Source organism: Bacillus sp. ISL-45 (assembly GCF_018613195.1).
Classification (GTDB): domain Bacteria; phylum Bacillota; class Bacilli; order Bacillales; family Cytobacillaceae; genus Mesobacillus.
In genome coordinates this window covers 13,952-40,706 of record NZ_JAGGQQ010000022.1, presented here as the reverse complement: position 1 = coordinate 40,706, position 26,755 = coordinate 13,952, and the positions used below count along the sequence as shown (strand labels likewise).

Annotated in this window: 30 protein-coding genes; 22 read left to right on the top strand and 8 right to left on the bottom strand. The window is 39.3% G+C overall.

The genetic code is table 11. The features are described 5' to 3' along the window. Positions 1-552: 552 nt before the first annotated feature. From J7E35_RS21705 to J7E35_RS21695, 3 genes are all read left to right on the top strand, one after another. The gene (locus J7E35_RS21705) at positions 553-957 is read left to right on the top strand and encodes a hypothetical protein (protein WP_214784052.1); all 405 of its coding nucleotides are present in this window, start codon (positions 553-555) and stop codon (positions 955-957) included. Between the two features lie 76 nt (positions 958-1,033). Then, positions 1,034-1,546 carry a hypothetical protein gene (locus J7E35_RS21700; RefSeq protein WP_214784049.1) on the top strand — a complete coding sequence of 171 codons (513 nt, stop codon included), beginning with the start codon at positions 1,034-1,036 and terminating at the stop codon, positions 1,544-1,546. Positions 1,547-1,654: 108 nt separating this feature from the next. Continuing rightward, positions 1,655-2,113 (top strand): hypothetical protein, encoded by a 459-nt coding sequence (locus J7E35_RS21695; protein WP_214784046.1) that lies wholly within the window; start codon positions 1,655-1,657, stop codon positions 2,111-2,113. A gap of 538 nt (positions 2,114-2,651) precedes the next feature. Here the strand turns inward: J7E35_RS21695 and J7E35_RS21690 are convergent. Continuing rightward, entirely contained in the window at positions 2,652-3,653 is a 1,002-nt protein-coding gene (locus tag J7E35_RS21690; protein ID WP_214784041.1) for a DUF4435 domain-containing protein, read from the bottom strand. Further along, positions 3,643-5,136, bottom strand: coding sequence for an AAA family ATPase (locus tag J7E35_RS21685; RefSeq protein WP_214784038.1), 1,494 nt, complete (start codon positions 5,134-5,136; stop codon positions 3,643-3,645). Before J7E35_RS21685 ends, J7E35_RS21690 begins: the two co-directional genes overlap by 11 nt. Before the next feature lie 348 nt (positions 5,137-5,484). Between J7E35_RS21685 and J7E35_RS21680 the strand changes: the two genes are divergently transcribed. The 4 genes from J7E35_RS21680 to J7E35_RS21665 all read left to right on the top strand — a co-directional run bounded on the left by J7E35_RS21680 (position 5,485) and on the right by J7E35_RS21665 (position 8,581). Continuing rightward, positions 5,485-6,342, top strand: a complete 858-nt coding sequence (locus J7E35_RS21680; protein ID WP_214784036.1) for an AbiJ-NTD4 domain-containing protein — start codon at positions 5,485-5,487, stop codon at positions 6,340-6,342. 345 nt (positions 6,343-6,687) lie between these two features. After that, complete coding sequence (locus J7E35_RS21675) at positions 6,688-7,566, top strand: HNH endonuclease (protein WP_251041183.1); 879 nt, start codon at positions 6,688-6,690, stop codon at positions 7,564-7,566. A 4-nt stretch (positions 7,567-7,570) separates the two neighbouring features. After that, a complete protein-coding gene (locus J7E35_RS21670; RefSeq protein WP_214784033.1) occupies positions 7,571-7,837 on the top strand; it encodes a hypothetical protein in 267 nt (88 codons plus the stop codon). A gap of 21 nt (positions 7,838-7,858) precedes the next feature. Then, positions 7,859-8,581 (top strand): HNH endonuclease, encoded by a 723-nt coding sequence (locus tag J7E35_RS21665; RefSeq protein ID WP_214784030.1) that lies wholly within the window; start codon positions 7,859-7,861, stop codon positions 8,579-8,581. Positions 8,582-9,432: 851 nt separating this feature from the next. Here J7E35_RS21665 and J7E35_RS21660 read toward each other — a convergent pair. Then, positions 9,433-10,707, bottom strand: coding sequence for an aminotransferase class I/II-fold pyridoxal phosphate-dependent enzyme (locus J7E35_RS21660; RefSeq protein ID WP_214784027.1), 1,275 nt, complete (start codon positions 10,705-10,707; stop codon positions 9,433-9,435). Positions 10,708-10,932: 225 nt separating this feature from the next. Between J7E35_RS21660 and J7E35_RS21655 the strand changes: the two genes are divergently transcribed. Then, positions 10,933-12,627 (top strand): M3 family oligoendopeptidase, encoded by a 1,695-nt coding sequence (locus J7E35_RS21655; RefSeq protein WP_214784024.1) that lies wholly within the window; start codon positions 10,933-10,935, stop codon positions 12,625-12,627. A gap of 135 nt (positions 12,628-12,762) precedes the next feature. Here the strand turns inward: J7E35_RS21655 and J7E35_RS21650 are convergent, their stop codons facing one another. Beyond that, a complete protein-coding gene (locus J7E35_RS21650) occupies positions 12,763-13,686 on the bottom strand; it encodes an LCP family protein (RefSeq protein WP_214784021.1) in 924 nt (307 codons plus the stop codon). A 160-nt stretch (positions 13,687-13,846) separates the two neighbouring features. Next, positions 13,847-14,602: a DUF3891 family protein gene (locus J7E35_RS21645; protein ID WP_214784018.1), complete on the bottom strand. Its 756-nt coding sequence runs from the start codon at positions 14,600-14,602 to the stop codon at positions 13,847-13,849. A 118-nt stretch (positions 14,603-14,720) separates the two neighbouring features. Between J7E35_RS21645 and J7E35_RS21640 the strand changes: the two genes are divergently transcribed. Both J7E35_RS21640 and J7E35_RS21635 read left to right on the top strand, forming a co-directional pair. Further along, positions 14,721-15,029, top strand: a complete 309-nt coding sequence (locus J7E35_RS21640; RefSeq protein WP_214784058.1) for a DUF3817 domain-containing protein — start codon at positions 14,721-14,723, stop codon at positions 15,027-15,029. After that, positions 15,030-15,296 carry a DUF1450 domain-containing protein gene (locus J7E35_RS21635; RefSeq protein WP_214784015.1) on the top strand — a complete coding sequence of 89 codons (267 nt, stop codon included), beginning with the start codon at positions 15,030-15,032 and terminating at the stop codon, positions 15,294-15,296. A gap of 31 nt (positions 15,297-15,327) precedes the next feature. Here the strand turns inward: J7E35_RS21635 and J7E35_RS21630 are convergent, their stop codons facing one another. Beyond that, positions 15,328-15,513: a hypothetical protein gene (locus tag J7E35_RS21630; protein WP_214784011.1), complete on the bottom strand. Its 186-nt coding sequence runs from the start codon at positions 15,511-15,513 to the stop codon at positions 15,328-15,330. 18 nt (positions 15,514-15,531) lie between these two features. Then, entirely contained in the window at positions 15,532-15,687 is a 156-nt protein-coding gene (locus J7E35_RS21625) for a hypothetical protein (RefSeq protein ID WP_214784008.1), read from the bottom strand. A gap of 107 nt (positions 15,688-15,794) precedes the next feature. On the opposite strand from J7E35_RS21625, the gene J7E35_RS21620 reads away from it, so the two are divergent. From J7E35_RS21620 to J7E35_RS21595, 6 genes are all read left to right on the top strand, one after another. Further along, positions 15,795-16,142, top strand: coding sequence for a hypothetical protein (locus J7E35_RS21620; protein WP_214784005.1), 348 nt, complete (start codon positions 15,795-15,797; stop codon positions 16,140-16,142). A gap of 204 nt (positions 16,143-16,346) precedes the next feature. Next, a complete protein-coding gene (locus J7E35_RS21615) occupies positions 16,347-16,859 on the top strand; it encodes a cell wall hydrolase (RefSeq protein WP_214784002.1) in 513 nt (170 codons plus the stop codon). A 336-nt stretch (positions 16,860-17,195) separates the two neighbouring features. After that, on the top strand, positions 17,196-17,975 hold the full coding sequence (locus J7E35_RS21610; protein ID WP_214783999.1) for an SGNH/GDSL hydrolase family protein: 780 nt from the start codon (positions 17,196-17,198) through the stop codon (positions 17,973-17,975). Between the two features lie 12 nt (positions 17,976-17,987). Further along, positions 17,988-18,899, top strand: a complete 912-nt coding sequence (locus tag J7E35_RS21605) for an ABC transporter ATP-binding protein (RefSeq protein WP_214783996.1) — start codon at positions 17,988-17,990, stop codon at positions 18,897-18,899. After that, entirely contained in the window at positions 18,892-19,872 is a 981-nt protein-coding gene (locus tag J7E35_RS21600; RefSeq protein ID WP_214783993.1) for an ABC transporter permease subunit, read from the top strand. Before J7E35_RS21605 ends, J7E35_RS21600 begins: the two co-directional genes overlap by 8 nt. A gap of 456 nt (positions 19,873-20,328) precedes the next feature. Then, positions 20,329-20,505, top strand: a complete 177-nt coding sequence (locus J7E35_RS21595; RefSeq protein ID WP_214783990.1) for a hypothetical protein — start codon at positions 20,329-20,331, stop codon at positions 20,503-20,505. Between the two features lie 37 nt (positions 20,506-20,542). Here the strand turns inward: J7E35_RS21595 and J7E35_RS21590 are convergent, their stop codons facing one another. Next, positions 20,543-21,955: a LysM peptidoglycan-binding domain-containing protein gene (locus J7E35_RS21590; protein WP_214783987.1), complete on the bottom strand. Its 1,413-nt coding sequence runs from the start codon at positions 21,953-21,955 to the stop codon at positions 20,543-20,545. Between the two features lie 165 nt (positions 21,956-22,120). On the opposite strand from J7E35_RS21590, the gene J7E35_RS21585 reads away from it, so the two are divergent. The 6 genes from J7E35_RS21585 (at position 22,121) to J7E35_RS21560 (ending at position 26,741) form a co-directional block, all read left to right on the top strand. After that, on the top strand, positions 22,121-22,489 hold the full coding sequence (locus J7E35_RS21585) for a hypothetical protein (RefSeq protein ID WP_214783984.1): 369 nt from the start codon (positions 22,121-22,123) through the stop codon (positions 22,487-22,489). A gap of 103 nt (positions 22,490-22,592) precedes the next feature. Continuing rightward, positions 22,593-22,931 (top strand): YolD-like family protein, encoded by a 339-nt coding sequence (locus J7E35_RS21580; RefSeq protein ID WP_214783981.1) that lies wholly within the window; start codon positions 22,593-22,595, stop codon positions 22,929-22,931. 146 nt (positions 22,932-23,077) lie between these two features. Next, complete coding sequence (gene rpiA / locus J7E35_RS21575) at positions 23,078-23,743, top strand: ribose-5-phosphate isomerase RpiA (protein WP_214783978.1); 666 nt, start codon at positions 23,078-23,080, stop codon at positions 23,741-23,743. Between the two features lie 166 nt (positions 23,744-23,909). Further along, entirely contained in the window at positions 23,910-24,443 is a 534-nt protein-coding gene (locus J7E35_RS21570; RefSeq protein WP_214783976.1) for a cysteine hydrolase family protein, read from the top strand. A gap of 132 nt (positions 24,444-24,575) precedes the next feature. Further along, positions 24,576-25,496 (top strand): DMT family transporter, encoded by a 921-nt coding sequence (locus J7E35_RS21565; protein WP_214783973.1) that lies wholly within the window; start codon positions 24,576-24,578, stop codon positions 25,494-25,496. Positions 25,497-26,078: 582 nt separating this feature from the next. Beyond that, on the top strand, positions 26,079-26,741 hold the full coding sequence (locus J7E35_RS21560; RefSeq protein WP_214783970.1) for a sigma-70 family RNA polymerase sigma factor: 663 nt from the start codon (positions 26,079-26,081) through the stop codon (positions 26,739-26,741). Positions 26,742-26,755 lie beyond the last annotated feature (14 nt).

Below are 26,755 nucleotides of genomic sequence, written 5' to 3'. Positions count from 1 at the left end.
GATGACCTTATAATACGAACGCGGCAGGTTTGTTAAAGATGTTCATCTAAATTGTACGTCTGAATATTGTCTACAATGATTAAATCAGCAACACTTCCCTGAAACTTAAAATCACAATCACGCTCTTTTACTAGAAAGATTGCGAAATAATCTACCTAAAGTAACCGTTGCATTGATCCAGGAAGGATTCACCCCTTTTTTGTTGAATTCCTTATTGAACGGGGCAGTATCGAAGGACTTTTTTTATGAATTGTGAGATTTATACTTGCAGATGAGAAAGTAGGAGTAACCTTGATATTTACTAATGCCTTTAATGACTTAGATACTTACCTTAAGAAACACCTACACACTATCACATGCCACAATCTATTTAGGATAAAGCAGGATTTCTATGAAATGGTTAGTTTCCTCACTGGCAGTACTTCGAATTTTACAGGTATAACTGAACTACTTATCTTTCGTTACCTTTACCACGCTCTTGGAATGACCGCCCCGATCTTTAATAAGTCCGTCTCAGACGGAAACCATCAACTATCAATCGGGAAGCGATTTATGGGGAAGAACGGGAGATATCAAGATCCTGATATTGTGATAGAAAGCAATGGAGTTATTACTCACTTATTATCTATTAAAAATGCCCTAGCAACAAACTCTCCAAAGGGTTTTGAAAAAGAGAGTGAAGTGGTTAAACACTTAATGAGTAAGAATGGACCGAATCAGGTGTGTAACAATGGTATAGTGGATTTTCATCGCATTGACAACATACGTCACAAGCAACATAAAGATTTCAAGTCCGTTACCGTTGTCTTTTCAAAGGTTCAAGATCGCCACCAACGTGCTATAAATATCATTCATGATACTTATGATTGGCACCACTTCATTGTCCTGGAGAACAACAACAACCCGTTCATGGAAGAACTCAAGAGAAGCTTTCTGTTTATTGTTAAAGACGGATAGTACAGTCGAAGTAAATGTGATGGAGGTTATGGTTATGAAATCTGAAGAGTGTCCCAAATGCGGGCGGAAGGACAAGTTGAAAAAAAACTTTCGGATTGAATTTGAAGACGTAGCCTACAGCTATTCTATTTCAAGAATCGATCCTGAATGCAATCGCTGTCTGACTATTGGAGTTTGGTCTTTTTTTCTTGCAAGCCGATGGAATGAACGGCACCGTTGGCAGGAATACGCTAGGAAATATGGCATTGATCCTAAAATACTTGAATTCAAACCTACCTATCCTAAATTAATCTCTGTCCACGACAGGATAACCGCCAAGCACAACTCGGGAGTAATAGAATCTGAAAGGTTTAAAATTGGCTTTAAAATGAACGGAGAAAGGTGGACAGGGATTGTTTACGTGTATAAAGGCTGGATGCAGGATATAAAACTCCTTGAAATGTCCAATGGCATTGTAACTTATAAGAGGGAGGCACATAATCAAACAGATGAGAAACTAATAAAAATCGTAGAAAGACAGCTTCTTCCAAAGCTTGTCAAAAGGTTGGACTCATACGTACAAGGTACAGATTGGAGATTCAGAAGGTAATATTTGCTGCAAGGTCACAATCGTGGAAATCCTTACATCATTTATTCTTTGAATACCTAGCTTAGTCAAAGAAAAACATAACAGATGATATTAGAATGGGAGAGTTAAATGAATTTAGTTTATAAGGATTACTTTGATACAACTAGGACAGATTATGAATGGTACGATTCTAGGTTACATAAGCCTGCTGAGGGGAGACATTATTACAAAAATAAACCGTATATTTTTGAAGTTGTAGAAATGACTCCTGACGAGTATTTTGAAAAATGCCATAAGCTAATGAACTGGAATGAAAACACCTATGCACTTGACCTAACCCGAATGAACATGATTGAAGATGCTATACAAAGTAAAAGTAAACTTCCACTGCCTTATCTTGATTATATCTCAAAAGAGCAGGAAGGAAGACACCGAGCAGAGGTATCAAAGAAGTACTTTGATATGATACCTGTACTTGTAATCAAAGAAGATGTGACTGTTCCTCAAGGATTGATTGAAGCGGTAAATAAACTTAGTATTAAAAAGAAATGTAGTAAGCTTTTTAAAAGAGGAAAAAACAAGGGATAATTAAACTTATGGAAGTTCTTTGAGTCCTATTAAATGAATGTACTCAGGGGGGACTCCCTCCTCCATAAGACACTTTCAAAAAGTACCTTAATAAGAGCAAACCGAAAGGCCGTTCAGTTATGTGCGGTTTTTTTGCTCAGCATACAGTTCTGAATCTTTCGAAACAATAAAGCATATTTCAAACCCTTTTGAAACTTTCAGAAGAATGGATTGCATGATGTAAAAAACGCGGAAAGGGTGACTAAGGCTACATCATTCGCTTTATTACTACAATCAGCCATTCCAAACAAGTAGAGTATTGTTTCTTAAAATAAATACTAATAGTAGAAGATAACGGGGACCATTTATATTTTTTTTGTTCGTCTCCTTTTATCGCAGCTTTTTTATTCCTGCTAGCGATGTAAGTTAATTCCTAAAAGGTCTGAGTATAAATATTCTATTATCCAAAAAACTAGCATAAAAAAAGAAGCGGGAACCCGCTTCTGTCTCCATTCCTACGTTTACAGCCAATTTTATCCCCTTTTAAAAACCTAAATAATTAAGTATGAGGGGATTCTTGACTTGTGAGGGTTTGGTATTCGTTTTCAATCTTTGTTATTAATTCTGTAAACCTCTCAGATAAACTAGGTATCCATTCTATCTTAAGTCTAGCTATAATGCTTGAAAGATTTCCTTTAGATTTTATTTCTTTTAAATGTGGATTTTGTTCTAGGATGTATTTAAAGAAGTAATCCAAAGAGTTTGATATTGTTTTACCCTTGATAGTATATCTGAATAGGTATAAAGGTTCTGTTATATCTGTAATGTAACGTGGGTCATAATTATTATCCTGTAATAATCGGCAAACTAACTGGATATTTAACCCAACCTTTTGTAATTCATTATTAACAAAGGTTGGAATTCTATCTAGTACATTTTCGGTGTTCAAATTGGTCATTTGCATAATACTCATTGGATTAAATCTAATTATTTCTAGGACTTTTTTGAGTTGCTCCTCTGTCAGAATATCTTTTCTGTAATTAACTTCACGTAGGAAGCATAATAAAATAAAGGGTTTACATGATTCTTCTATTCCGTGTAATAAAAGAACCAATTCATTATAATAATTAACATCAGGATAATCACATACATTTTTTAGGATGATTCTAAACAAAGAGTCATCAAATAGATAATTTTCCAGCTCAAAATAATCATAGTATTTTATGCGAGGATCATCGTTCTTTTCATCTAAATAAAAATCATAATCCCTATCTAACAAACAAATAACATTTCTGTTTTCAGACCTGAGCTTTTGATAGTATTTTAAGGCATTTTTCTTTCCCGCGACTCCGTCTGTTTGATCTTCATTCGCCTTTATTAATCTAAAAATTCTTGTTACTTCTTTACCTTTATATAAATAGTAATTTCTTATAACTTCTATATCATCTGGTCCCTCCAGTAATAGAAGTTTATCTTCTGATAATTCTCTTTTTGTGAATCTTGTCTCGGTTAATACAGCCTTTACATTTTCCTTTAGAGAGCTCCCTCTTCTAATACCCATCAATATCACCTAGCTGCCAAATGAAATTCTCATAATCACTATTAGCAATATAGGGAGAATGAGTTGCTAATAAAATATTCTTATCACTAGGTAAATCCAGTAATTTATCAATTAGGTTTAACTGCCAGGAGATATGCAAAGACAGTTCTGGTTCATCTATTATAATCAGTGGTTTATAAATTGTTCTCTTTAATGACAGAGCAACATAGGAGAGAATTGTTATTAACTGCTTCTCTCCTGTTGAAAGACTTTCTAAGGGTTTTGATAACTTTAAATTATAATTTTCTAAGTTAAGAGTAATCCTATTCTTAAAGAAACTATTAAAACTTTTCTTAAGGTACTCGTAAGGTTCAAGCTCCCTGTTTACATTTTTCATATGCTCATCGTATAAATTTATTAGCCGCATTACCAAGTTATTGCTTTCACCAACAGAAAGCAGACTGCTTAGCAGTACATCTTTAAGAGCATCACTCATATTTTCTTCTTCCATAGTGTGAGTCTCATTCTTAGGCTTGATTGTTAGATTAAAAGAAGCACCGCCTTTTGAAAATTCCACAACTTGTTTTTGTTTTGAAAAATACTCTTTAATCTCTGTTTCATTTATATTTTCGATTCCTAATTGCCTCGACAAATCGATTAGTTGATCGGGAGCCTTATCATATAGTTTAATAGGGTTCTTCATCTTGTACTTGTTCGAATTATTTTTATAGGTGTTAACAATCATTTCTTCTACAAATGTTTTAAGAACTCTGTCTAAACCCTCAGAATTTAACTTTCTACATTTCTCTGAATAACTTTGATATAGGTAAGCGATGTCGTTATCATTAACCCCAACTATTCTTCTATCCCTTGGAAAGGAGTTGATAGTTCTATTGATTTCATAGAGCTCTTCTTCATTTAGAACCGGATAATTTTGCTCTAATAGTTCAATAATATCGCTATCAATTCTTCTATAAGTAGGGAAGTAGATAATATTCTCTCTTAGGAGTTGAATAAAATTCAATTCATTATAATCTTTTATTAATTCAAATAAATTATGTCTAATATTTTTTTGAAATGGTGAAGTAAGGTTGGAAAACCAATTTTCTGATTTTTTTTCCTCCTTTTTAGGATGAATAAGATGATATGTATAGTCATACTGAATATAAGGTAGGTTTAACTTGGTCAGCCCAATGACATAGCGTTTAGTTTTAAGAAAATAAGTTACTTCTAATGTTTCCTCCTTCTTGCTAACCTCAATTCTATGAACAATATTAATCTTCTTGTTTGAAATTTCCTCTACATCAAGTTTCAAAATAACCTTTGAAAATCTTGCCTTAATTACCGTTTCAAAGTCACCATTTAAAATATTAAAAATTAAATTTAATAGTGTTGTCTTGCCTGCTCCGTTGTCTCCCGTAAGGATTGTCAAACCTTCCGATAAATCTAAGTAAACTGGATTGTCTTTCTCGTAAAAATCTTCTACTTCTACCGTTTTAAGCATAATTTAACCCCCTTTTCACATAGAAAAGTATACCAAAAATAATTACAGTTATGGTAATTATTTGATTTTATAGAGTGATTTGTTTCAAAGAGAGTTACGTTTTTTTTCTCAATTAATATATTTTATAAAAGATATTAGGGCATAACGATGTACCCATGACACGGCGTTATTTACAAATGGCTAACGTAAATGTTAATGATATGCGTGAGCGGTTTAGCCCGTGAAATAACATAAAGTTTTAAGCGTAATAGCCTGCCAATTACGGTAGGCTTTTACTTTTATGCTCTTATATTTACTTCCTTAACTACTATTGGATAAAATAGACATTAGAGATTGGGAGGGATAATATTGCAGAGTTTTTCTCAAAGGATGGGGATAACCCAAGTAAGAACGATACTACAAACGGAATCTATGGATCATGCTTTAAGGGTTGGAATATGGAACGTTATATATGTACACTACATTCAATGCCTAAAGGGAGGTTCGAGTGAAGGATACATGAATAGCAGTTCGGATGCATTTAAAACAGCCGTTAGGGTGTGGACAAATCACTTGAAAAGACCAATAAACCAAATGCCAGCAAAGGTTAGATCTCTAGCGGAAGAATTAGAAGAATATGTCTTTGAGAGTGAGTGGTATCAAGTATATGATTTAATAGAATTTTTGGCTAAAGATTTTCGTCAAATAAACCTTCCTGATAAATTTAATACCATTTTAACAAGTGAAATGTCTGGGTACAGGTTTGTGGGCAATGAACTTGTAAAAATAACTGGGGATGAAGAAATAGAAGAGATAGAACAGGCAACCGTTAATACTTCAGCTACCCATTACGCCGCAACTCATATTAAAGAGGCTTTAAGGTTGTTAGCGGATAAACAGAACCCTGATTTCCGAAATTCCATTAAGGAATCTATTTCCGCCGTTGAAGCAATTTGTACGGCAATTACAAAAGTCAGTGGAAACGAGGCCTCAACGTTAGGAGCAGCGTTAAAGGTTATCGAAAAGGAAAGCCATATCGAATTGCACCCTGCGTTAAAGCAAGCCTTCGATAAGCTGTACGGCTATACGAGCGATGACGGTATCCGCCATTTCTTAAAGAGCGATAAACAAGTAGATTTCGAGGATGCTAAATTTATGTTAGTTGCCTGCTCTGCGTTTGTTAACTACTTAACGGAAAAGAGCATTAAGGCAGGGTTAACGTTATAGCGATTTCGGGGGGGAGGATATTAAGCCTGTAAAAGTACCGCTTACTACCCGTATTATCGGTAAAATAAGGTTGTAATGTAACGAATAAGCATTACTGGCATAGCGGCTATAACGTAGTGATCGTAACGGATGTAACAGCTTAAGCTACGGTAAAATATACGGGTAATGGTTAGGCAGTAATAGCAAGGCGTATGTGGTAAGAGGCCTCCGCTTGCCTAGCCCGTAAAATTTGCCTAAAAAATTTTAAAATACGAGGAATCACAGTTTACCAACCTATAAAACTAGCAAATTTATAGTACTTGATACAATATTTTACAGATAGAGCTGACTGAAAGGGTGCGTACAATGGCAGGGTATATCGGTGTTACATCAAGGAAATGGTTTACGTTTTTATCATCTTATAACGGCATAAATGAGGTTAATTTTTGGCGTAAAAATACCAATAGTTTTAACGTTTTAAAACAAGGTGAACCATTCTTTTTCCTTGTTAAAAATGAAAAAGGCGTAAGAGGGGAAAGAGCGGTATTGGGTACGGCTACATACGAAAGGTTTGTGAGATTATCCGTTAACGAGGCATGGGATAGATACCATAATGGTAACGGCGATGAAGTTAGGGAAGAGTTTATAAACCGTATGAACGATATGTTTGAAACGGATGCACATACGGGTGAAATTGGTGGCATTATTTTATCCGACTTTAAAGCGTTCGATAATCCCGTATATTTAAGCGAAATTGGGGTTGCTTTTAAAAATAGTGTTGTATCGGGCAAAGGTATTACGGATACAGAATCTAACGCCATTATGGAATACGGCTTTATAAAACAACGTGAAACGGTTAAAAGGTTAGCAGAAGCCGAAAGTATTGGCTTTACGGAGGATGACGAAGGTTTTCCTGAAGGTAACCGGGTATTAAAGCAACATTTAATAAGGGAACGCAACCCCGAAGTTATTAATCTAGCAAAGGGACGCTTTCTACAAATGCACGGTAAATACTTTTGCGAGGTATGCGGATTTGATTTTGTGGAGCATTACGGCGAAATAGGTGAAGGTTATATAGAAGGACACCATACAAAGCCTGTATCGGAAATGGGCGAAACCGGACTTACAATGGTTGAAGATATAGCAATTATATGCTCCAACTGTCACCGTATGCTACACCGTAAAAGACCGTGGCTTTCGATTAGCGAACTTAAACAAATATTGAACACCGTTAAAAGTAGGTGAGCGTATGATTGATGAGTTTAAACATAAAGAACGTGAATACGAAGAGTGGTGCAATAACAATAAAAAAGGTTATGTATTTAATAGGGCGGGAGGTCCAACTGGTAACGTACTGCACACGGTTGGCTGTCGCCATTTAAACGTACCCTCTCGCAAAGGGACGTACACTAATTACCCTAAATACTGTTCCATAAATCTTAACGATTTATTAGCAGAAGTAGATGAAATTAGTAAACCGAACGGTTGGAGGAAATGTACCGCTTGTTTTAATTAAGAATTAGGAGTAGGTTTTTTAATGGCAAAATTAGACCAAAGACGAATTAATTTTGTTAAAAGTTTAACCATTAAAGTAAGAGCGCAAGTATTATATCTTTTTTTAAAGGAAGGTATAAGTAACCGTAAAATAGAGGGGCTAATAGATGCGCTTGCAGAAGAGGACGGTTGGCAGGCCTGGTCTGTAATTCATTTTTACGGATTTGACAGCAATAGCAAAGCTAAATACCCGAGGTTAACGTTAAAAAAGATAGAGGAAAACATATTAAATGTTAACGTTGAAGATTTGGAAGAGTTCCATTTAGCTAATTATGACGGCAATGAAGTTGCCCGTAAAATTACCTTTTCTGAAAATGACGGCAAAGACGTATTTCGTACAATAAAAGCACGGCAAGGACAATACAAGCTGCGTAAGGCATTACTACAATATTACCGTTCAAAGTGTGCCTTGTGCAGTATTAACGATCCTAAATTGTTGGTTACAAGCCATATTAAAACGTGGTCTACAGCTTCTGCTGAAGAAAGAATAGATACAACAAACGCAATATTGCTTTGTAAGTTACATGATGGTCTTTTTGAAAACGGCAATATTAGCCTTTCTGATGACTATAACGTTCTGTACTCTCTCGATTATGATTTTGAAGGGCAAAGGATATCTACAAACCTTTCTTTTTCAATGCCGACAGAGGATTATCCTGAAAGCGTATATTTACAGGAACATAGGCTTAAACATGGTTACGAATAAAGGTACAAAAAAACGGGCTTGCTTAATGCTTGCCCGTGCTATTATTTAAAAAAGAATTTTAAAATTTAAATCTTTTTCAGAGTCGCTGTTAGGATTAAGCGGTGTTGTGCCCATTCCAAAGCTTGACCAAAATATTTCCCCATCTTGTCTTCGTGTAATTTTGTAGTCCTCGAAATTATTGCCTTTATCAACTACATACGCTTTTTCTCCGACCTTCAATTCCTTTTGTATTGAAACTTTCTCAGCATATCTTGATTTAGATGTCTGAGACGAATATGCAATTTAGGACAGAGCCGCTTACCTAGCAACTAAGGCACTCGAAATCCATTAAGTTTACCTACAATCAGCAGTCCCACACTAAGTCTGTGGGAACATCTATCTCTCACAAGAATACTAAAGCTCGGACAGGTTGGAGTTCCAACCTACAAATTCAGAAGTTCCAACTCAAACATTATATAGGTGCTAATTGGTGCCATGCTTGGTGCCCGAATTTTTAAAATAAGAAATCACAAGGGAATATCGGAGAGTAAGAAACCTTGATTTAAAAGTACCTCTGGGTACATGAAGGTACTAGAAAGACAGATGCTAGCAAACTTCAAAACCGCTTGTGACCTGCGTGCCAGGTTAGCTGGGTTCGATTCCCAGGCGGTCCCGCCAATTCAATTAAATCAAAGTTTTTATGGACATTAAGTTCAGTTCGTAAAGATTAATTTGTATATAGTGAATTTTTGTTACCGGGTGCCCTCTAGGGGCCATTTATAATTCTCAAAGCTATAACGGATTTTTATGGCAGTTGTATACAGTCTGAATGCTTCTCATAAAAGAGAAGCATTTTTTAGTTTCTTTTATTGTTACGAATTAGAATAAATACGATCCACATCTTTTAAATTGATATCTAGTTGCATCTTTTGGTGATCGCGGAGTTTACGGAATACATCTACCGTAAAGTTAATTTGTTCATCACTATGAGCAGCGGTTGGGATGATTCGGAACATCAACATTCCTTTTGGAATCACAGGGTACATGACAGCCTGCAAAAACACTCCGTTTTCTCTTAAAAATTTTATCCAAGGAAGACCGATAGAAAGATCGCCTCCAGGAACATAAACTGAGAGAATCGGTGATTCCGTATCCGCCACAAAATATCCAAGATTTTTAAGTCCTTCTGTCAGTTTCATCGATACTTCAAACAATCTATTACGGTTCTCGTCTCCTGCTTTGACGATTTCTAATGTTTTTCGAAGACTTTTTACATAAATCATCGGAAGACTTTTGGCGAAAATTTGCGTTCTCGCATTGTAACGAATCCAGTCGATAACTTCTTGACTAGCTGCTGCAAACCCGCCTATTGCTGTAAAAGCCTTCGCAAAAGTGGCTAAATAAATATCGACTTTATCCTGAACACCAAAATGTTCAGCAGCCCCTTTTCCCGTTTTTCCTATAACACCAAAGCCGTGTGCATCATCAACGAACAATCTTGCCCCGTATTGTTCTTTGAGTTTGCAAATTTGATCGAGTTTCGCAAGATCCCCAGTCATACTGAATACACCTTCTGTTAAGATCAAAATACCGCCTTTGCGTGTTTTATTGACTGTTTTTATTAGTTTTTCCAAACTATTCATGTCATTATGTCGAAATACTCGGATGTTTCTAGGATTCGATACTGCAAGTTTTGCCGCATCAACAATAGAAGCATGACATAATTTGTCCATGATGATTACATCATCTTTTCCAACAAGGGAACTAATAGTGCCAATAATACCTAAATAGCCGAAATTAAAGAGAATAGATGCTTCTTTATCCGCAAAAGCAGCAAGTTCTTTTTCTAACGCTTCATGCTCTCGCGTATTGCCACTAACCATTCGGCAACCCATTGGACCGCTAACTCCCCATTCGGCAGCTGTTTCAATGGAAACATTTCGGATATCTGGATGATTGGCAAGACCTAAATAGTCATTGGTTGCCCACATCACTTTTTCTTTCCCATCATATTGAATTGTCGGACCTGGTATTGAATCGATTACTGGAGAAATAAAATAATCATCTCCAGAAGTCCTAAAATCACCGAAATATCCTTGATTGGTTTTGCATTTATCAAAGATATCTCTGTATGCAGTGCTATTCATGATAAAGTTTCCCCCTTAAAAGTATGTAGCCGATCTTATTTGATTATTATAACAAAGGTGGGAATTTTAGGATATATTTTAACGTGCCTGTGCTTCTCTTAAGAATAACGGCAGAAATTATATTTCGAATAACGAAATTTTTTTCTGAAATTAAAAGGAGATTATCTCATTTTGTCGAAATAGGTACTTTATACGATATTTTTACTACATAAGGGGGATTCTTCCATGCAGTTTAACGATTATCCATATGCAAGACCAAATATTGAAGAGGTGGAGGGGAACTTTAACCAATTACTCGAGAGGTTCCAATCTGCTGAGTCCTTTGAGGTTCAGGACGGAGTAATGAAAGAAATCAATGAGTTACGCTCAGAGTTTGAAAGCATGAGGCAGATTGTTCAAATCCGTCAGACGATTGATACAACGGATGAGTTTTATAAGAAAGAAAAGGATTTTTTCAATGAAGTAGGACCGGCATACAAGGGTCTGATCACAAAATATTACGAGGCACTTACAGGTTCTAAATTCCGCTCTCAGTTAGAAGAAAAGTGGGGTAAACAATTATTCTTATTAGCTGACAGTCAATTAAAGACGTTCTCTCCTGATGTGTTGAAAGACATGCAGGAAGAAAACAAGCTCGTTAGTGAGTATGTTGATTTACTTGCTTCAGCTAAAATCCCGTTTGATGGGGAAGTAAAAAATCTTGCTCAGTTAGTTCCTTATCACCAATCACCTGATCGTACCATTAGGAAGGAATCAAATGAAGCGAAGTACAACTTTTTCGTTGAGCATGCCGATCAATTAGATGATTTATACGACAAGCTTGTAAAAGTACGTACTCGTATTGCTAAGAAGCTAGGATTCTCTTCTTTTACAGAGTTAGCCTATGCTCGACTTTCTCGTACTGATTATGATGCTGAAATGGTAGCAAAGTTTCGTGACCAGGTGAAAGAGTACATCGTCCCTTTAGCTACGAAACTGAAACAAAGACAGCAGGAACGAATTGGTGTCGATACATTTAAATACTACGATGACAGCTTCAGCTTTAAGACAGGAAATCCTGATCCAAAAGGAGATGCGGAGTGGATTGTCCATCAGGCGAAGAAAATGTACGAGGAAATGTCTCCTGAAACGAATGAGTTTTACACTTATATGGTAGAAAACAATCTTATGGACCTATTAAGTAAAGCAGGTAAGGCTGGCGGTGGATACTGCACCTATATTAGCAAACATAAGTCACCATACATTTTCGCAAACTTTAATGGAACAAAAGGCGATGTTCGTGTATTAAAGCATGAAGTAGGACATGCGTTCCAAGTATTTGAAAGTCGTGTTTTTGAAGTGCCTGAGTACGGGTTCCCTACACTGGAGGCGTGTGAAATCCACTCGATGAGTATGGAATTCTTTGCATGGCCATGGATGGATCTTTTCTTCGAGGAAGATACGGATAAGTACAAGTTCTCTCATTTAAGTGAAGCGGTTCTATTTATTCCTTATGGTGTAGCAGTCGATGAATTCCAGCATTTTGTGTATGCCAACCCCGAGGCAACCCCAGCTGAGCGCAAGCAAGCATGGAGAGAAGTCGAGAAGAAGTACCTGCCACATCGCGATTATGAAGGAAATGACTTCTTGGAAAACGGTGGTTTCTGGCAGCAGCAGGGACATATTTACAAGGTTCCTTTCTACTACATTGATTACACACTAGCTCAAATTTGTGCGCTGCAATTTTGGAAACGTACGCAAGAAAATACAGAGGATGCTTGGACAGATTATCTGCACCTTTGTAAGCAAGGTGGAAGCCAGTCATTCACAGAGCTAGTCAAAGAAGCGAACTTAATTTCTCCATTCGAAGATGGTTGTGTGAAATCTGTTATTGATGAGATTGATGCTTATTTGAATACAGTTGATGATAAGGCTCTTTAATGCTGAAGCCAGCCAAACTTCAAACCACCTTGTGACATGCGTGCCAGATCAGGTGGGTTTGATTCCCACGCATTCCCGCCATTCATAAATAGTAAAACCGCACACTTGGTGCGGTTTTTTGCTTGTCAGGCTACGTTATTCCTCTAAAAACTTCTTCAATGCTTCTCTATTAGAATCTAAATCCACCTCTAAAACCTCACCAATCCCTTCATAACTTTCATTCTCAAAGCTGCCATCTGCAGGAAGGCGAAGGGTTTGTATGTCCCCGGTTTCATTGGTGAGTATGTCTTTTCCGATGGTCAGGATTGTGGGTGTTTCGATATTGGTATCGACGTATGTACTTAACAGGTCTAACAGTTCGGGGAGCTTGGCTACACTGTTTAGGGATACGGCTTCTTCTTTTAATTTGGATACGACTTCCTGCTGTCTTTGGACTCGTCCGAAGTCACTAAGTCGGTCCTGGCGGAAGCGGACGTAGCCCAGCAGTTCTTCGCCATTCAGTTGTTGGGTTCCTTCCTCCAATGTCATTCCGATTCCTTCGGACATTTCGTATGGGATTTCTACTTCAATTCCATTGGGAACGAGGAGGTCGACTGCTTTAACAAAGCCCTTAAAGTCGACTATCGCATAATGGTGGATGTCCAGGCCTAAATTCATTTTGATCGTTTCCCTGAGTAATTCGGGACCTCCAAAGGAATAGGCAGCATTCAATTTTTGCTGTCCGTGTTCTGGGATATTCACATACATATCGCGCATAAGGGAGATCAGTTTTACCTTATGCGTTTGTGGGTTGTAATGGGCGACCATGATTGAATCGGTTCGCGCACCTTCTTCTCCGCGTGAGTCGCTGCCCAATAACAGAACATTCACTTCCTCTGTCGTGTTTTCCTCTCCTTGAAAGGAATCTGCTTCTGCCTTTTGAAATGGTTGATTGATTGCTTTAAACGTTCCTTCTATGTACTGAAATACGGTAAAAAGACCAACCATGAAAATTCCTAGGAGCAGCAGGGCGCTGAAAACTCTTCCCCATCTTACTCTTTTGTCTCTCTTTTTTTTCATTTTTACACCACCCGGGCTGAACTTTCCTTTTTACCAGAAGTGGTCATTATCCCATAACTTCATTTCAGGTTTTTGTAGATGAGGTTACAGTTGTTTGAAATTCTCTTTACAATGCTAAAAAATAGTATAGAAAAACCGCACAGCGAGTTATTCTGTACGGTTAAAGGAATGTTACATCTCTATACAAAATCGGGCTGTTTCGATAAGCTGGTGCCAATCCTTTTTCTTTGATTTGTTCCTTTTCCACTGTTTTATAAGGCAGAGTGACATGAAGCTCTTTTTTAAAGGGGGAAATCGACAGGGACACGGTTTTCTGGTCTGACCATTTTGCATGGATAATTTGGTCATTAGCAAATGTGAATTTCTGCGGAAAGCCATTTTGGTAAAAATAGTGTTCTTTTTCTTTTGGCGTTCCAGGGTCATTCAGGCAAATATACAATGACAGGTTATCGCAGAATTTTAACAGATTTAAATGGAAGGAGAGGATCTTGTCATTAGAAATCCCTAATTCCTTCAGCAACTTCTGCTGTCTTTGTTTTTCCGCGACCCAAAAATCCTTCCCGATCGTGCTTGTTGCCTCCTTCAAAAATGAAGCGTAATGGAGACTGCACAGAAGGCCGGCATATGGGTCCATCTGTACAACTTCATCGATTCCTTTTTTGTAAAAGGCAAGCTTCGGACTGCCCGGGTAATTCATAAAGGAGTAGGGCTGCTTGGTATGTTCGTTCCATAATGGTTCTTTATCGAGCTCGATCCAGCAGCGATCATGTTCCCGCACGGCGAGGACTACCGAGTCTTTCTTGTCTATTCCGAAAAAATAATCATCTCTCCACCATTGTGCAGCATCGCGAGATACAAGGGCATGGTCATGCTGGGCCACCATGACGAATTCATGATCCCGTTCATGGATTATCATTTCATATCACCCCTTTATACCTAGCATATTTTAATAGGTGGTTATATGCTAGAATTTAGTATTTCTAGTCATTGATAAAAAATGTTATAATTTCTTGGTTAGGAAGTAGGTGTTGAGTATGCAAAATACTGCTATTAGTCGTTTTCGTATGATGGGTTTGCTTGAGGGTGGATCATTGCTGCTGCTTGTGTTCATTGCGATGCCGCTTAAGTATTGGGCTGGTTTTCCTGAGGCTGTTCGGTTCGCAGGTTCTTTGCACGGTTTCTTGTTTGTTCTATATGTGCTTACAATTGCTTATACGACCTTCAAGGTCAGATGGTCCATTTTATGGGTTGTGAGTGCGTTTGCAGTTGCGTTCATTCCTTTTGGCAATATCGTTTTGGATCGCTTTTTACAGCGGACTTTTTCAGTAAAGGAAGCCTCATAAATGAATGTAATCCAGAAGTTTTTTTCAAAAAAAAAGAAGGTGAAGGTTGAATTCTGCCAGCGTAATCTGGAGCAGTTTTTACCGGAAGAGAACTTTGCCGACTATAATGAATTCATGAGCCGCAAAAATGTAGAGCATAAGGAATTTGAATGCCAGAGCAGGTGCAAGGAATGCAGAGTGTCTCCGTATGCTATGGTCAATGGTGATTTTGTAACCGCAGAGGATTCGGACGAACTGCTTAAGAAAATGGCTGAATATATAGATTAAAAAGCATCGAAAAAGTCGATGCTTTTTTATATTACTGACCGTCAGTGGGTCCATTTCCGCCTGGGAAAATGAAAGACTTGTCATGCAAGGCTTGATCTTGTTCAATTCGGTGATTTTCAGAATCGAGCTTCGGATCACCGGTTCCTTTCTTTTTATCCATATAAATAGCCAGGGGAACCAAAACAATTAACGGGGACAGCAAAGCTAACCACAGCATATTTATTCCTCCTTCCGTCTATAACCAATCAATGTACAGATTCAAGATAAAAATGACAATGACTACAAGAGCAATAATATTGATCCATAAAGAGGAGCGATTTTTTTCTGCTTTTTTACTGATTTTCTCCTGATACTTCTTTTGGATTCTCCTTGTTTGAAAATTGGATTTCATTAAGAATCACCCCATATGTTCATCTTAACATAAATATCCATTTAGAATGATGGAGTTTTAAAAATCCCTCTTAAAACATATTTGTTTTATAGAAGGAGTTGGTGTAAATGAATTTCGAAATGCAGAAAGCCAACCTGCTGGCGGAGAATATCAAGGGTTTTGCGGAGTTTGTCCAGAAATGTTCTGACAACAAATCAGGGTTGATTCTGAATCATGATAAGCTGTACCAGGTGAAGCTCTGGGTGGAGGAGTATAAATTTAACCAGCTCGCTGAGGAGCTCGCGAGAATCAACATGTTTGAGTGGGATGAAAAATATACATTATTGCTGGTGGAGCGGTTTTGGAAAGGGCTGGTGATCATAGATGATTATGTTGAATATCATCATTCAGACTTATTTATCCTGACAGCTAGAATCCATATCCTTAAAAATTTGAGAACACTTTTTACTGTATAAACGGAGGCCTTATTCGAAATAATGATATTTTAATTTTGTAACAAAGGTTACGAATACCTCTTATTACGTAATAATAATTACAGTTTTTACCCGTGTTGGTATGAAGTTTAAAATTCACCCAGTGATTAACTAGTGTGGTATGATTGTAAACCTGTTAGCCTAATATAGGGCCTGTTCAGTCTAATACAAAACAGGAGGTCTACAATGAAAAAAATTCTTATGCTAGTTTCAATCCTTACATTAGTAATTGGTTCATATACAGTTTATGCAGAATCAACAAAAACGACCAAGCCGGCTGAGACTTTGACAGCCAAAAAGGTAGATGTTGATACGAAGGAATCTTCGGTTACAGACAAACGCTTCATCAAGGAAGAAGAAGTGAGACTGCTTGCCCGCCTGGTCCATGCGGAGGCAAAAGGCGAGCCATATGAAGGAAAGGTTGCTGTTGCAGAAGTCGTACTGAACCGAGTGGAACATGAACAATTTCCTGATACTGTAAAAGAAGTCATTTATCAAAGAAACGCATTCCAGCCGGTCCAAAATGGTGCGATCAATAAACCTGCAGGTGAAGAAGCAATTAAAGCAGTAGAAGATGCCCTTGTAAATGAGAATAATATAAAATCTCTTTACTTCTATAATCCTGAGACAGCAACAAGCCAATGGATTTTCACTAGAAATGTCGTCAAAAAAATTGGAAAGCATGCATTTGCTATCTAAAAGCGCGTACAGCATATAAAGCTGCGCGCTTTTTTGCTTAGGCTCTTTTCTCAAACTTTGTTGCTACTGACCTCATAACATGACCTATTTACCTTCGGAAAGATGGATCTTTTGTGAGAAAAGAGCATGCAAGCTTGATACCGACCTGCAAAATGGCGTTTTATTACGTTAAAATCGGCTTTAAGATTTTAACAACAATCCTTACGAAAACAAGCTTTTTGCATTTTTAATTGGCAAAAGCACACTCCAGCACATTCGCCCCACTATTATCATTTTTATTCCGATCGAAATTATTATAAAATAAAGCTTACCAATTAGTGGAACGAGGGTGGTCTGGTGAAAAGGTATTCGCTTAGTTTAACACTGGTTTTTTCAGTGCTTTCATTATTATTAATGCTGTTCGGTCTTGGATGGACGATTCAGAATCAATTTTTCAGCAATGGAGCGTCGGGAGTCACCGAAGAGAAAAAGCCAGTAGAAGATGATACGGAAAAGGACGGCAAGGTGGTTGTGGCCCTTGGGGATTCACTGACTCGGGGAACCGGGGATGATACAGGCAAAGGCTATATTGGCTATCTGGTTGATGAGCTTGAGGAAAAATCAAAGGAAAAGATCACAATACATAATTTCGGGGTTAAAGGATACCGTTCCAATCAGCTATTGGATCAGCTGAAGCAAGGAGAAATCCAGAGGAAGATTCAAAGTGCAGACTACATCCTCATAACGATTGGCGGCAATGATTTGTTCCAGAGCGGGCAAACGTTTTTGCAAATGGATGAGCAGCAAATAGCACAGGCCAAGAAAAGTTATTTGAAAAACCTTGATTCGATTTTAAAAGAGTTGAGGACAATTAATGACTCGGCTGTCATTTTTCATATTGGACTATATAATCCGTTCATCGATTTGAATGATTCCGAGCAGACAACGAAGATCGTCCGAGATTGGAACTACGATACAAATCAGCTGCTTGACAAGAATGAGAAAGCCGTTTATGTGCCTACTTTCGACTTGTTCCAGCTGAGTGTGAACGATTACTTGTACACAGATAAATTCCACCCGAATGCTGAGGGCTACAGGTTGATTGCAGAACGGGTCGCGTCTTTGATTACATGGTAAGGGGGGAGAACAATGAGTGAAATCACGCTGTCTGTAAAAGGGCTGAGAAAGACGATCGGCAAAAAAGAGATCATCAAAGGAATCGATTTTGATTTAAGACGAGGCGAGGTCTTTGGGTTTCTTGGTCCGAACGGTGCTGGTAAAACGACAACAATCCGTATGCTTGTGGGATTGATCAAGCCAAGTTCCGGGACAATTGAAATTGGCGGCTGCAATGTCAGAAAGGATTTTACGAAGGCAATGTCACAAATGGGTTGTATCGTCGAAAACCCCGAACTCTACTCCTATTTGACAGGCTGGGAGAATCTTGAGCATTTTGCGAGGATGCTTCCTGAAGTGGACTGGACGCATATGAATTATGTCGTGGAGCTCGTGCGATTGGAAGAACGTATCCATGATCCAGTTAGGACATATTCCCTTGGAATGCGGCAGCGTCTTGGGATTGCCCAGGCTTTGCTGGGAAAGCCAAAGGTTTTGATCCTGGACGAGCCGACGAATGGATTGGATCCTATGGGAATTAGGGAGATGAGGAACTTCATTCGATATTTGGCCGAAGAAGAAGGATTGACGGTGCTGGTATCGAGCCATTTATTAAGTGAAATCCAGCTGATGTGTGACCGGGTCGCGATCATTTCGAAAGGCTCAGTTATCAAAGTGGACTATGTTGAAAATCTTTTGGCATTGCAGGAGAAAGTCATCTGGCAAGCGGAACCGCGTGATACTGCGAAAGAGATTCTGAATGGAGTGACAACGGTTGCGGATGGGACAGATGGAGCTTTGGTTACTCCTTATTTAGAAAATGAAAGTGCTAAATGGAACCGGATGCTGGTGGAAAAGGGTGTCCAGGTGAATGAAATGAACAGGAAATTGCCTGCACTTGAAGACCTTTTCCTTGAACTGACTGGAGGTGAGTCGATTGATTAACCTCGTCAGGAATGAAATGCTGAAGATTGTTCGCAAAAAAAGAATCCTGATTGTCGCTGGAATCATAGCGGTGCTGGTCGCACTTTTTACCTATTCTCAATACAGGGAAATTGAAAGAAGGCTCGAGCGCTTTGGGGATGTTGATTGGCGGACGACTCTGCAGCAGCAAATCATCGATACTCAAAATCGGATCACGAGCAGTGGAATCTCAGATGAGTGGAAAAGCGAACTCCAGCTCCGTATCCAGCAGCAGCAATACTATCTTGATAACAATGTGAATCCGATGGAGCCAGGCGCGCCTAGCTTTGCACGTGTTTTCGCGGAGCACTCGATCAACTTGTTCCTGCCATTGATGATTATGGTGGTGGCAGCTGATATTGTTTCCTCCGAACGGAGCGCAGGAACGGTAAAGCTTTTGCTGACAAGGCCGGTGAAGCGCTGGAAGATTCTGATGAGCAAATATATCACTTTGATTCTATCCGTATCAATCATTGTCGTGTTGTTTGGGGTGCTGTCCTATTTGATATCCGGCCTCATTTTTGGGTACCAAGGCTGGGCTGCTCCTGTTATAACCGGGTTCAGTGTCGAAGGAAATGAATTGAATACGAATACGATTCAGATGATTCCCCAGTGGCAATACTTGTTAATGGAGTTCAGCCTTGTGTGGTTTGTGGCCCTGATTGTTGGAACAATCACTTTCATGCTGTCAGTTTTGATCCGGAACACACCTGCAGGGATGGGCGTCATGCTCGCTGCGCTGATTTCCGGAGCAATCCTCAGCAATATGGTCTCATCCTGGGAGTCAGCAAAATATTTGTTTATGATCAATTTGAATCTGACAGGCTATCTTTCTGGCCAGGCGCCGCCAATTGAAGGGATGACCCTTGGTTTTTCTCTTGTCGTGTTGGCGCTGTGGGGATTGGCTGCTTTGATTGTTTCATTTACCGTGTTTATCAGGCAGGATATCTATTGAATTGTGAGAACCCTGGCCAATATTGGTCAGGGTTTTAATGATTCTATTGGTTTGAGGGGTGTGAATGGACTGTTAGAGAGATGTATGAGCGGCTATAGGGGTTATATTAACGGTTGCAGCAATTATTTTGACGGTTAGAGAGAATATATTAACGGTTGTCGCAGTTTTATCAACGGTTAGAGGGAATTTATCAACGGTTGACATGTTTTATAGCAGTACCAATAAAAAGGTTGAAACTTTTAATACTTAAAAAACGTATTTAAAACCGAGGTGAAGGTCATGTTCAAAATCACGCCACGGTGTTCGGAATGCGAGAAGGAAATTCAAGCAAATGAAGAGATTTACGTAAAAATGAGGTACCCGGAAAAGAAGGGTATGACGGAGATCAAAGCTTTTATCCAGTATCAGGGTAAGATCATTTGCGAAGAGTGCAACAATAAATAGGAGGAACCTGAAATGTTTGTAGAAAAACGGTCTGAAAAAAGAAGGCAAAAGAAGCAGGATGGCAGCTATAATTTTTGGGACTTTGTTTTTGATGTGCTGTTTTGGATTCCGGAATTGATCATTCTTCCGTTCCGGCTGGTTTTCTATTTGTTCAGGTTTCTTGCAAGGTTTATATTTGATGGCATATAAAAATCCTGCGATCCCGGAATCGCAGGATTTTTCATATTTATAGCTTCCTCACCCTAAAGTTATTATGCAGGACTGGCCAGTTTTGAGGAAATGATGGCCCTAATGTCCAGAAGCTGACACCGCGCAATCCATAATTTTTCACTGTATCGTACTTGGCCTGAACGCTTCTTGCGTCTTCGAACCAGACTTCGTGCTGCTGGCCGTCTGCGTCGGTATAGCGGAAGAATGGTGATTGGTAAGTATCATTGAATTGAATATTGACGCCCTGTTGTGCCGCAAGATCCACTGCTCCTTTGGGGCTGACCGTTCGCGCATAGGTTCCCTGCACCCAGGGAATGCGCCAGTCTCTTCCGTATAAAGGCACGCCCATCAGGATTTTATCAGGGGGGATGGCTGTTACGGCATAGTCGAGAACTTTCCTTACTTCATTGATCGGTGCGATGGCCCATGGCCTGCCGCCGGACCAGCCCCATTCATATGTCATGATCACGACAAAATCAACTATTTCTCCGTGTGCTTCGTAATCATGCGCTTCATACAGCAAACCTTGCTGACCTGCACTTTGCTTAGGAGCCAGTGCAGTCGAAACGGTATACCCTTCCGGATGCAAACGCGCAACGGCTTTTCGTAAAAAGTTATTATAGTTTTCGCGGTCCTCCGGATAGACGTATTCGAAATCGATATTCAAGCCGGTATAGCCTTTTTCTTTCATTTTAGCGACGATATTGCTCAACAATGTGTCCTGGACAGCTGGATTTCGCAGGATGGCGGCTGCCCGATCCGAACTGAAGGAGCCTTCCGCTTCATTCGTAATCGTCAATAATGGTGAGGTGTTGGTCATGTTTGCCGCTTGAAGAACATTTGTATCCTGTAGATTCAGGAGTGATCCATCTTCACCCATCTTATAGGAAAAAGGAGCAAGGTAAGTGAAAAGGTGCCCACGTGACAAAACATTTCTTCTGCCTGTCTCATTCATTCTCGTTATATAGGAATTTACTTCAATTAATGGTTTTGGAGGCGCAGGTATTCTTAAAACACTTCCTGGATAAATGAGTGAAGGATTCGATATACTGTTAGTTTCTGTGATTTGGTTAATACTTACACCGTATCGCTGGGCAATTGCCCATAAGGTTTCACCAGAACGCACGGTGTGACTCAAGAATGGCATCTGAAGCATCTGGCCGACAAAAATCAGCGAAGGATCTGCGATATTGTTATAGCTAGCCAGTTCCTGTACAGTTACTCCGTACCGTGAGGCTATTCCCCATAAGTTGTCACCCTGCTGTACGATATACTCCCGGTTAGTTTCCGGAATCACAAGGGACTGTCCAACCACTAATATATTGGGATTATCCATCTCATTCACTAAAATAATCTGGTTCATGGCAGTTAGGTAGCCTTGTGAAATGGCCCATAAAGTGTCACCAGGTCTTACAACATGTATTTTCATATTAAATCATCCTCCAAGTTATGGTGCCTCTTATCATGATATGCCAGCCAAAGATGTCCTATCTGTAAAACGGCTTATTTCAGAATATTTAGAATAAGTGTATATATTTTAAAAAATACCGATATAATAGAGAGAAAAACTATAAAGATAAAAGGGGAAAATGGTATGGTTACGTACGGAGCTTTTTTACTTTTAGTAGAAGAGGCGGAAAAGTTGAACTGCAAGGTGATTTACGACTCTAAGAAAAAAATCAATTTTAATCCAAACATGTCCATAACGATTCCATTATCGACTACACTGGAAAATGTATATGCCTTTGCACACGAGATTGGCCACTGTATTGATTTTGTAAATGACGATCTTGACTATGAAAAATGGCTGAATGATTGGTCTTATAGAATTACTGCTGAAATGAGCGCATGGGTACACGCCTATAAAATCCTGAAGAAACTGAATGTTCCTTTAGACGGGTGGAAGGACCACGTTGATTCCAAGCTTTCTACTTATTTTAAATATCATGAAGTGATTGCATAGACTGGCCTAGGCCAGTTTTTTTATTTAAAAATTAATTTTCTCTAGTTTACGAACGTTTGTTCGGGATATAATAGCTTTAAGTACTCCCGAAAGGATGGTCAGCATGAGAATACGAGACAGAGGAAAAATCAAATTCATGCCTGCACACTTTATGCCTGAGCACCGGGCATTACTGCGCGAACTGGCACGTGACGAACTGCGGCAAGCCAGGCCGCTGCTGGACGAATACGAAATTCAGGAGTTTGAAAATCGGGTTTGTTACGCCATGGAATATACATACCCAGTTAAAATTACGAAGTGGGAAGATGGATTTACATATGAAGAAAAAGGCCATGTCCATTTTCTTGATCCAATACGGAAAGAGATCCGGATGGTCGGTGAAGATGGAAGTGTGATAAGTATTAAATTTAAGGACATAGTTGGTGTAAAGGTTAAAGAGTAAGTTATCCCAAACAAATGTCCCGTTTTAATTAGCCCAATGCCCAGGTTATTATATTTGTGTGTATATAGGCTCGGGTTAAATGCGAGTTTTATTCTTTTAAAAGGGTAAAATGAAAGATGTATTTAATTTCAGCAGAGGTGTGGGCAATGAATGAAAAACAAATGGTTGGCGAGAAAGCTGTAGAATACATAAAAGATGGAATGGTCGTTGGACTTGGAACTGGATCAACCGCTTATTATACAATCAAAAAATTGGGTGAGTTAGTGAGAAACGGTCTAAAGATTAAAGGAATCCCAACATCGGAGCAAACTGCTGCACTAGCTGTGGAGCATGGTATCCAGCTTGTGGATTTTAAGGATGTGGAAGGGATCGATGTCGCAATTGATGGAGCGGATGAATTTGACGCTGATTTGAACTTGATTAAAGGCGGCGGAGGGGCACTGCTAAGGGAGAAAATCATCGCTAATGCTGCTTCTGCCTTTATTGTTATCGCAGATTCATCCAAAGGAGCAAATAAATTGGGAACTTTCCCACTGCCGGTTGAAATCGTAAAGTTCGGCGCAGAAATGACCTCGAAGAAAATCGCTGAGATTGGCTGTAAACCGAAATTAAGACTAAAAGGGAACCAGCCAATCATTACTGACAATGGGAACTATATTCTCGACTGCGATTTTAAACAGATAGAATCACCTGAGGAATTAGAAAGGAAGCTGAATATGATTCCGGGCGTGGTTGAGAACGGTTTGTTTGTAAATTTGGCTAAAAAGCTGATTACGATTGAAAATAATGAACTGGTTGAAAAAACAAGGTGAATTTTGAACGGTGCTTCTAAGTTGAAGTACCGTTTTCTCTTTTCGGGAAAGGGGAATGGGATCAGGTTATAGAAATACAATGTAGACGATTAATTTTGAATCATTTTAATGCTTTTGCCAGTGAAAAAAACGTAAAGAAGCTGGAGAAGATACTGGGGGAATGAAAATGGAAAACAAAGCATTAGTCATCATTGATGTTCAAAACACGATGTTTTTGGAAGGAGAAGAAGTTTTCAATGGGAATGAACTGCTGCAAGGTATCAAGGCGCTGATCAAACAGGCACGTTTGGCAAAAATACCTGTCGTATATATCCAACATAATGAAACAACCGGATATCCATTGGAAAACGGTACATATGGCTGGGAAATCCATTCAGAAATTAGCCCGGAAGAGGGAGAAATAGTTGTTCAAAAAACTACCCCGGACTCCTTTTTAAAAACAACCCTGGACCAGAAGTTAAGAAAAAAGGGAATCGAACACCTCTTTCTCGTTGGCATACAAACGGAGATTTGCGTTGATACGACATGCAGAAGTGCATTCAGCAAGGGATATGAAGTTACTTTAGTTTCCGATTTACATAGCACTTGGACAAGCTCCGAACTAACAGCACAGCAAATCATCAACCATCATAATAAAGCATTGCGCTGGTTTGCAGATGTGAAGTCTAGCGATGAGATTCGATTAAGCCCGAAAGCCTGAGAATGAACACTGAAACCTTCTGAACCTTAAACAGAAGTTTAGAGGGGAAATCCTCTAAGTTTTTTCGAGGCTTCATCTTAAAGGGAAATTCACTTATTAAGCAGAATATACTTTCTGTAAAAGGGGGCCATTATGGAAAAAACAAATCTTCATCCACTCATGTTCATCGTCCTAGTTGTTGTCACTACATTTCTCATGGGCTCTTCTTTTACCGTCGGAAAGATTGGTTTAAATTATGTCTCGCCCTTGCTATTGGTTGGATTAAGATTCACGATTGCCGGGTTGCTGATGGCGGTACTTGTAAGAAAAAGGAGTAAGCCGGACAAGCTCGCTGACTGGGGAAGGATTTTCACGATTGGTATGATGCAGACGGCAGGGGTCATGGGCTGTATTTTTCTTAGCTTGCGAACAATCACTGCTGGAGAGTCCTCAATCTTAACCTTTACCAATCCCTTGATGGTTGTGGTAATGGGAACGGTATTCCTGGGAATCCGTTACAGGCTTCTTCAGTGGATTGGGGCTGTTGTCGGTTTTTTCGGTGTATTCATTACGCTCGGATTCCATTTGCAGCTGACAACCGGAACGCTTCTGGGACTTGGAGCAGCGGTGTCATGGTCGATCGGGACCATTTTGATCAAACAATGGGGCAGCCGCTTCAATGTCTGGGTGTTGACCGCTTATCAAATGCTATTTGGCGGAAGCATCCTATTATTGTTGGGTGTGACTCTAGAAGTTCCGCGTCTGACGATCAATATGGTGTCAGTTACGGTCATATTTTGGCTGGCGATAATGGCATCTATCGTTCAGTTTGCGATTTGGTTTTACCTTTTAAATGAAGGTGACCCAGGGAAAACAAGCGCGTTCCTTTTCCTCGCGCCTTTTTTTGGCGTACTAACCGGCTGGGTTCTGCTCGATGAAGTCGTGGAGTGGTATGTGTATGCAGGCGGAGCGCTGATTTTCATAGGGATTTTTCTGGTGAACTGGACGTTTAAAAAGGGGACAGGGAATCATGAGGGTGACATAGATAAAGTGGCAAAACCATTAAATGGCTAGGCTGATTTCATAAGTTTCGTCACTTTTTCTGAATGTAAAATCGCTGCCTGGTTTTTACAAATGGCTCTTTTCTCAAACTTTGTTGCTTTTGACTACAAAATAAAATTAAATGACCCATTTTTCTTCGCAAAATTGACTCCTTTGTAAGAAAAGAGCATGCCAACTTAATACCGACCTGCAAAATGGCCTTATAATACGTTAAAATCGGCTTTAGGATTTTAACAACAATCTTTACGAACAGCCTTACAAATCCATTTCAAAATCCTTCAAAAAGATTAAGATACCTTTAATGATAAGAATATAAAAACAATAATTAATGCGTATTTATTTCATAACTAAGTGTGATGTTTTTTTCTGACCTCAGACGGAAAAGGGATGAATCCATTTAGACTTATTTGCTGGCTTTAATACCAACTTTAATACCATTAGCAGTAGTACTTAGAAAAAATAAACGGTATGAAAAAGCTGGCTAAGTTGTTTCCCAGCATATACTGAAGAAAGAATAAATTTATTTTGTAAGGCCGTATCTTTTCTCTCCCTCCAGCCGTTTAAGGGGCAGAGAGGTTCAAAGGAGTGAACAGGATGTCGATCAATAAACTCAGGAGTTTGAATAGAGCAGAGGATTCCGGAATCATGATCCACTATAAAAGTCTGCAGCAATATTGCCGTTTTCTTACCAAGAGCAGCTGGGACGGCGATGACCTTGTCCAGGAAGTAACGGTAAAGGCAATTCGCCATTATGAGCCGTCTCAAATCAGCGCGGCCTTACTGAAAAAAATAGCTTATCACCAATGGGTGGATACAATCAGGAAGCAAAGCCGCGAGATAACGGGCATACCAGAAAATCTCGCCTCATTCACTCAGGGGAGCGTAAGGGATACAGTCGAGATGGTCATGTCCAAATTGACGCCGAAGCAGGCAGTGATTTTTATCCTGAAGGAAGCATTTCGTTTTCAATCACGTGAAATTGCCGAACTGCTGGACTCAACAGAAATGGCGGTTAAAGCAGCACTTCATCGTGCAAGGAAAAGGCTTGAGAGGGAAGGCAGCCTGCGTGAAGTGGATCAGGAACTGAATGACGAAGAAGAAAAGCTGCTGTCAGACCTGCTTTGCGAATCTCTTCAGTCTGAGGATCCCACTGTGTTGCTTGAAAATATCCAGGAGATTCCGGCACTTGCTCCGTGTTCACCGGAAATGTCTCTGCACTCCCGTTCACCACTCTCTACTTTCAGAATGGCTGCGTAAGCAGGAAAGGGAGG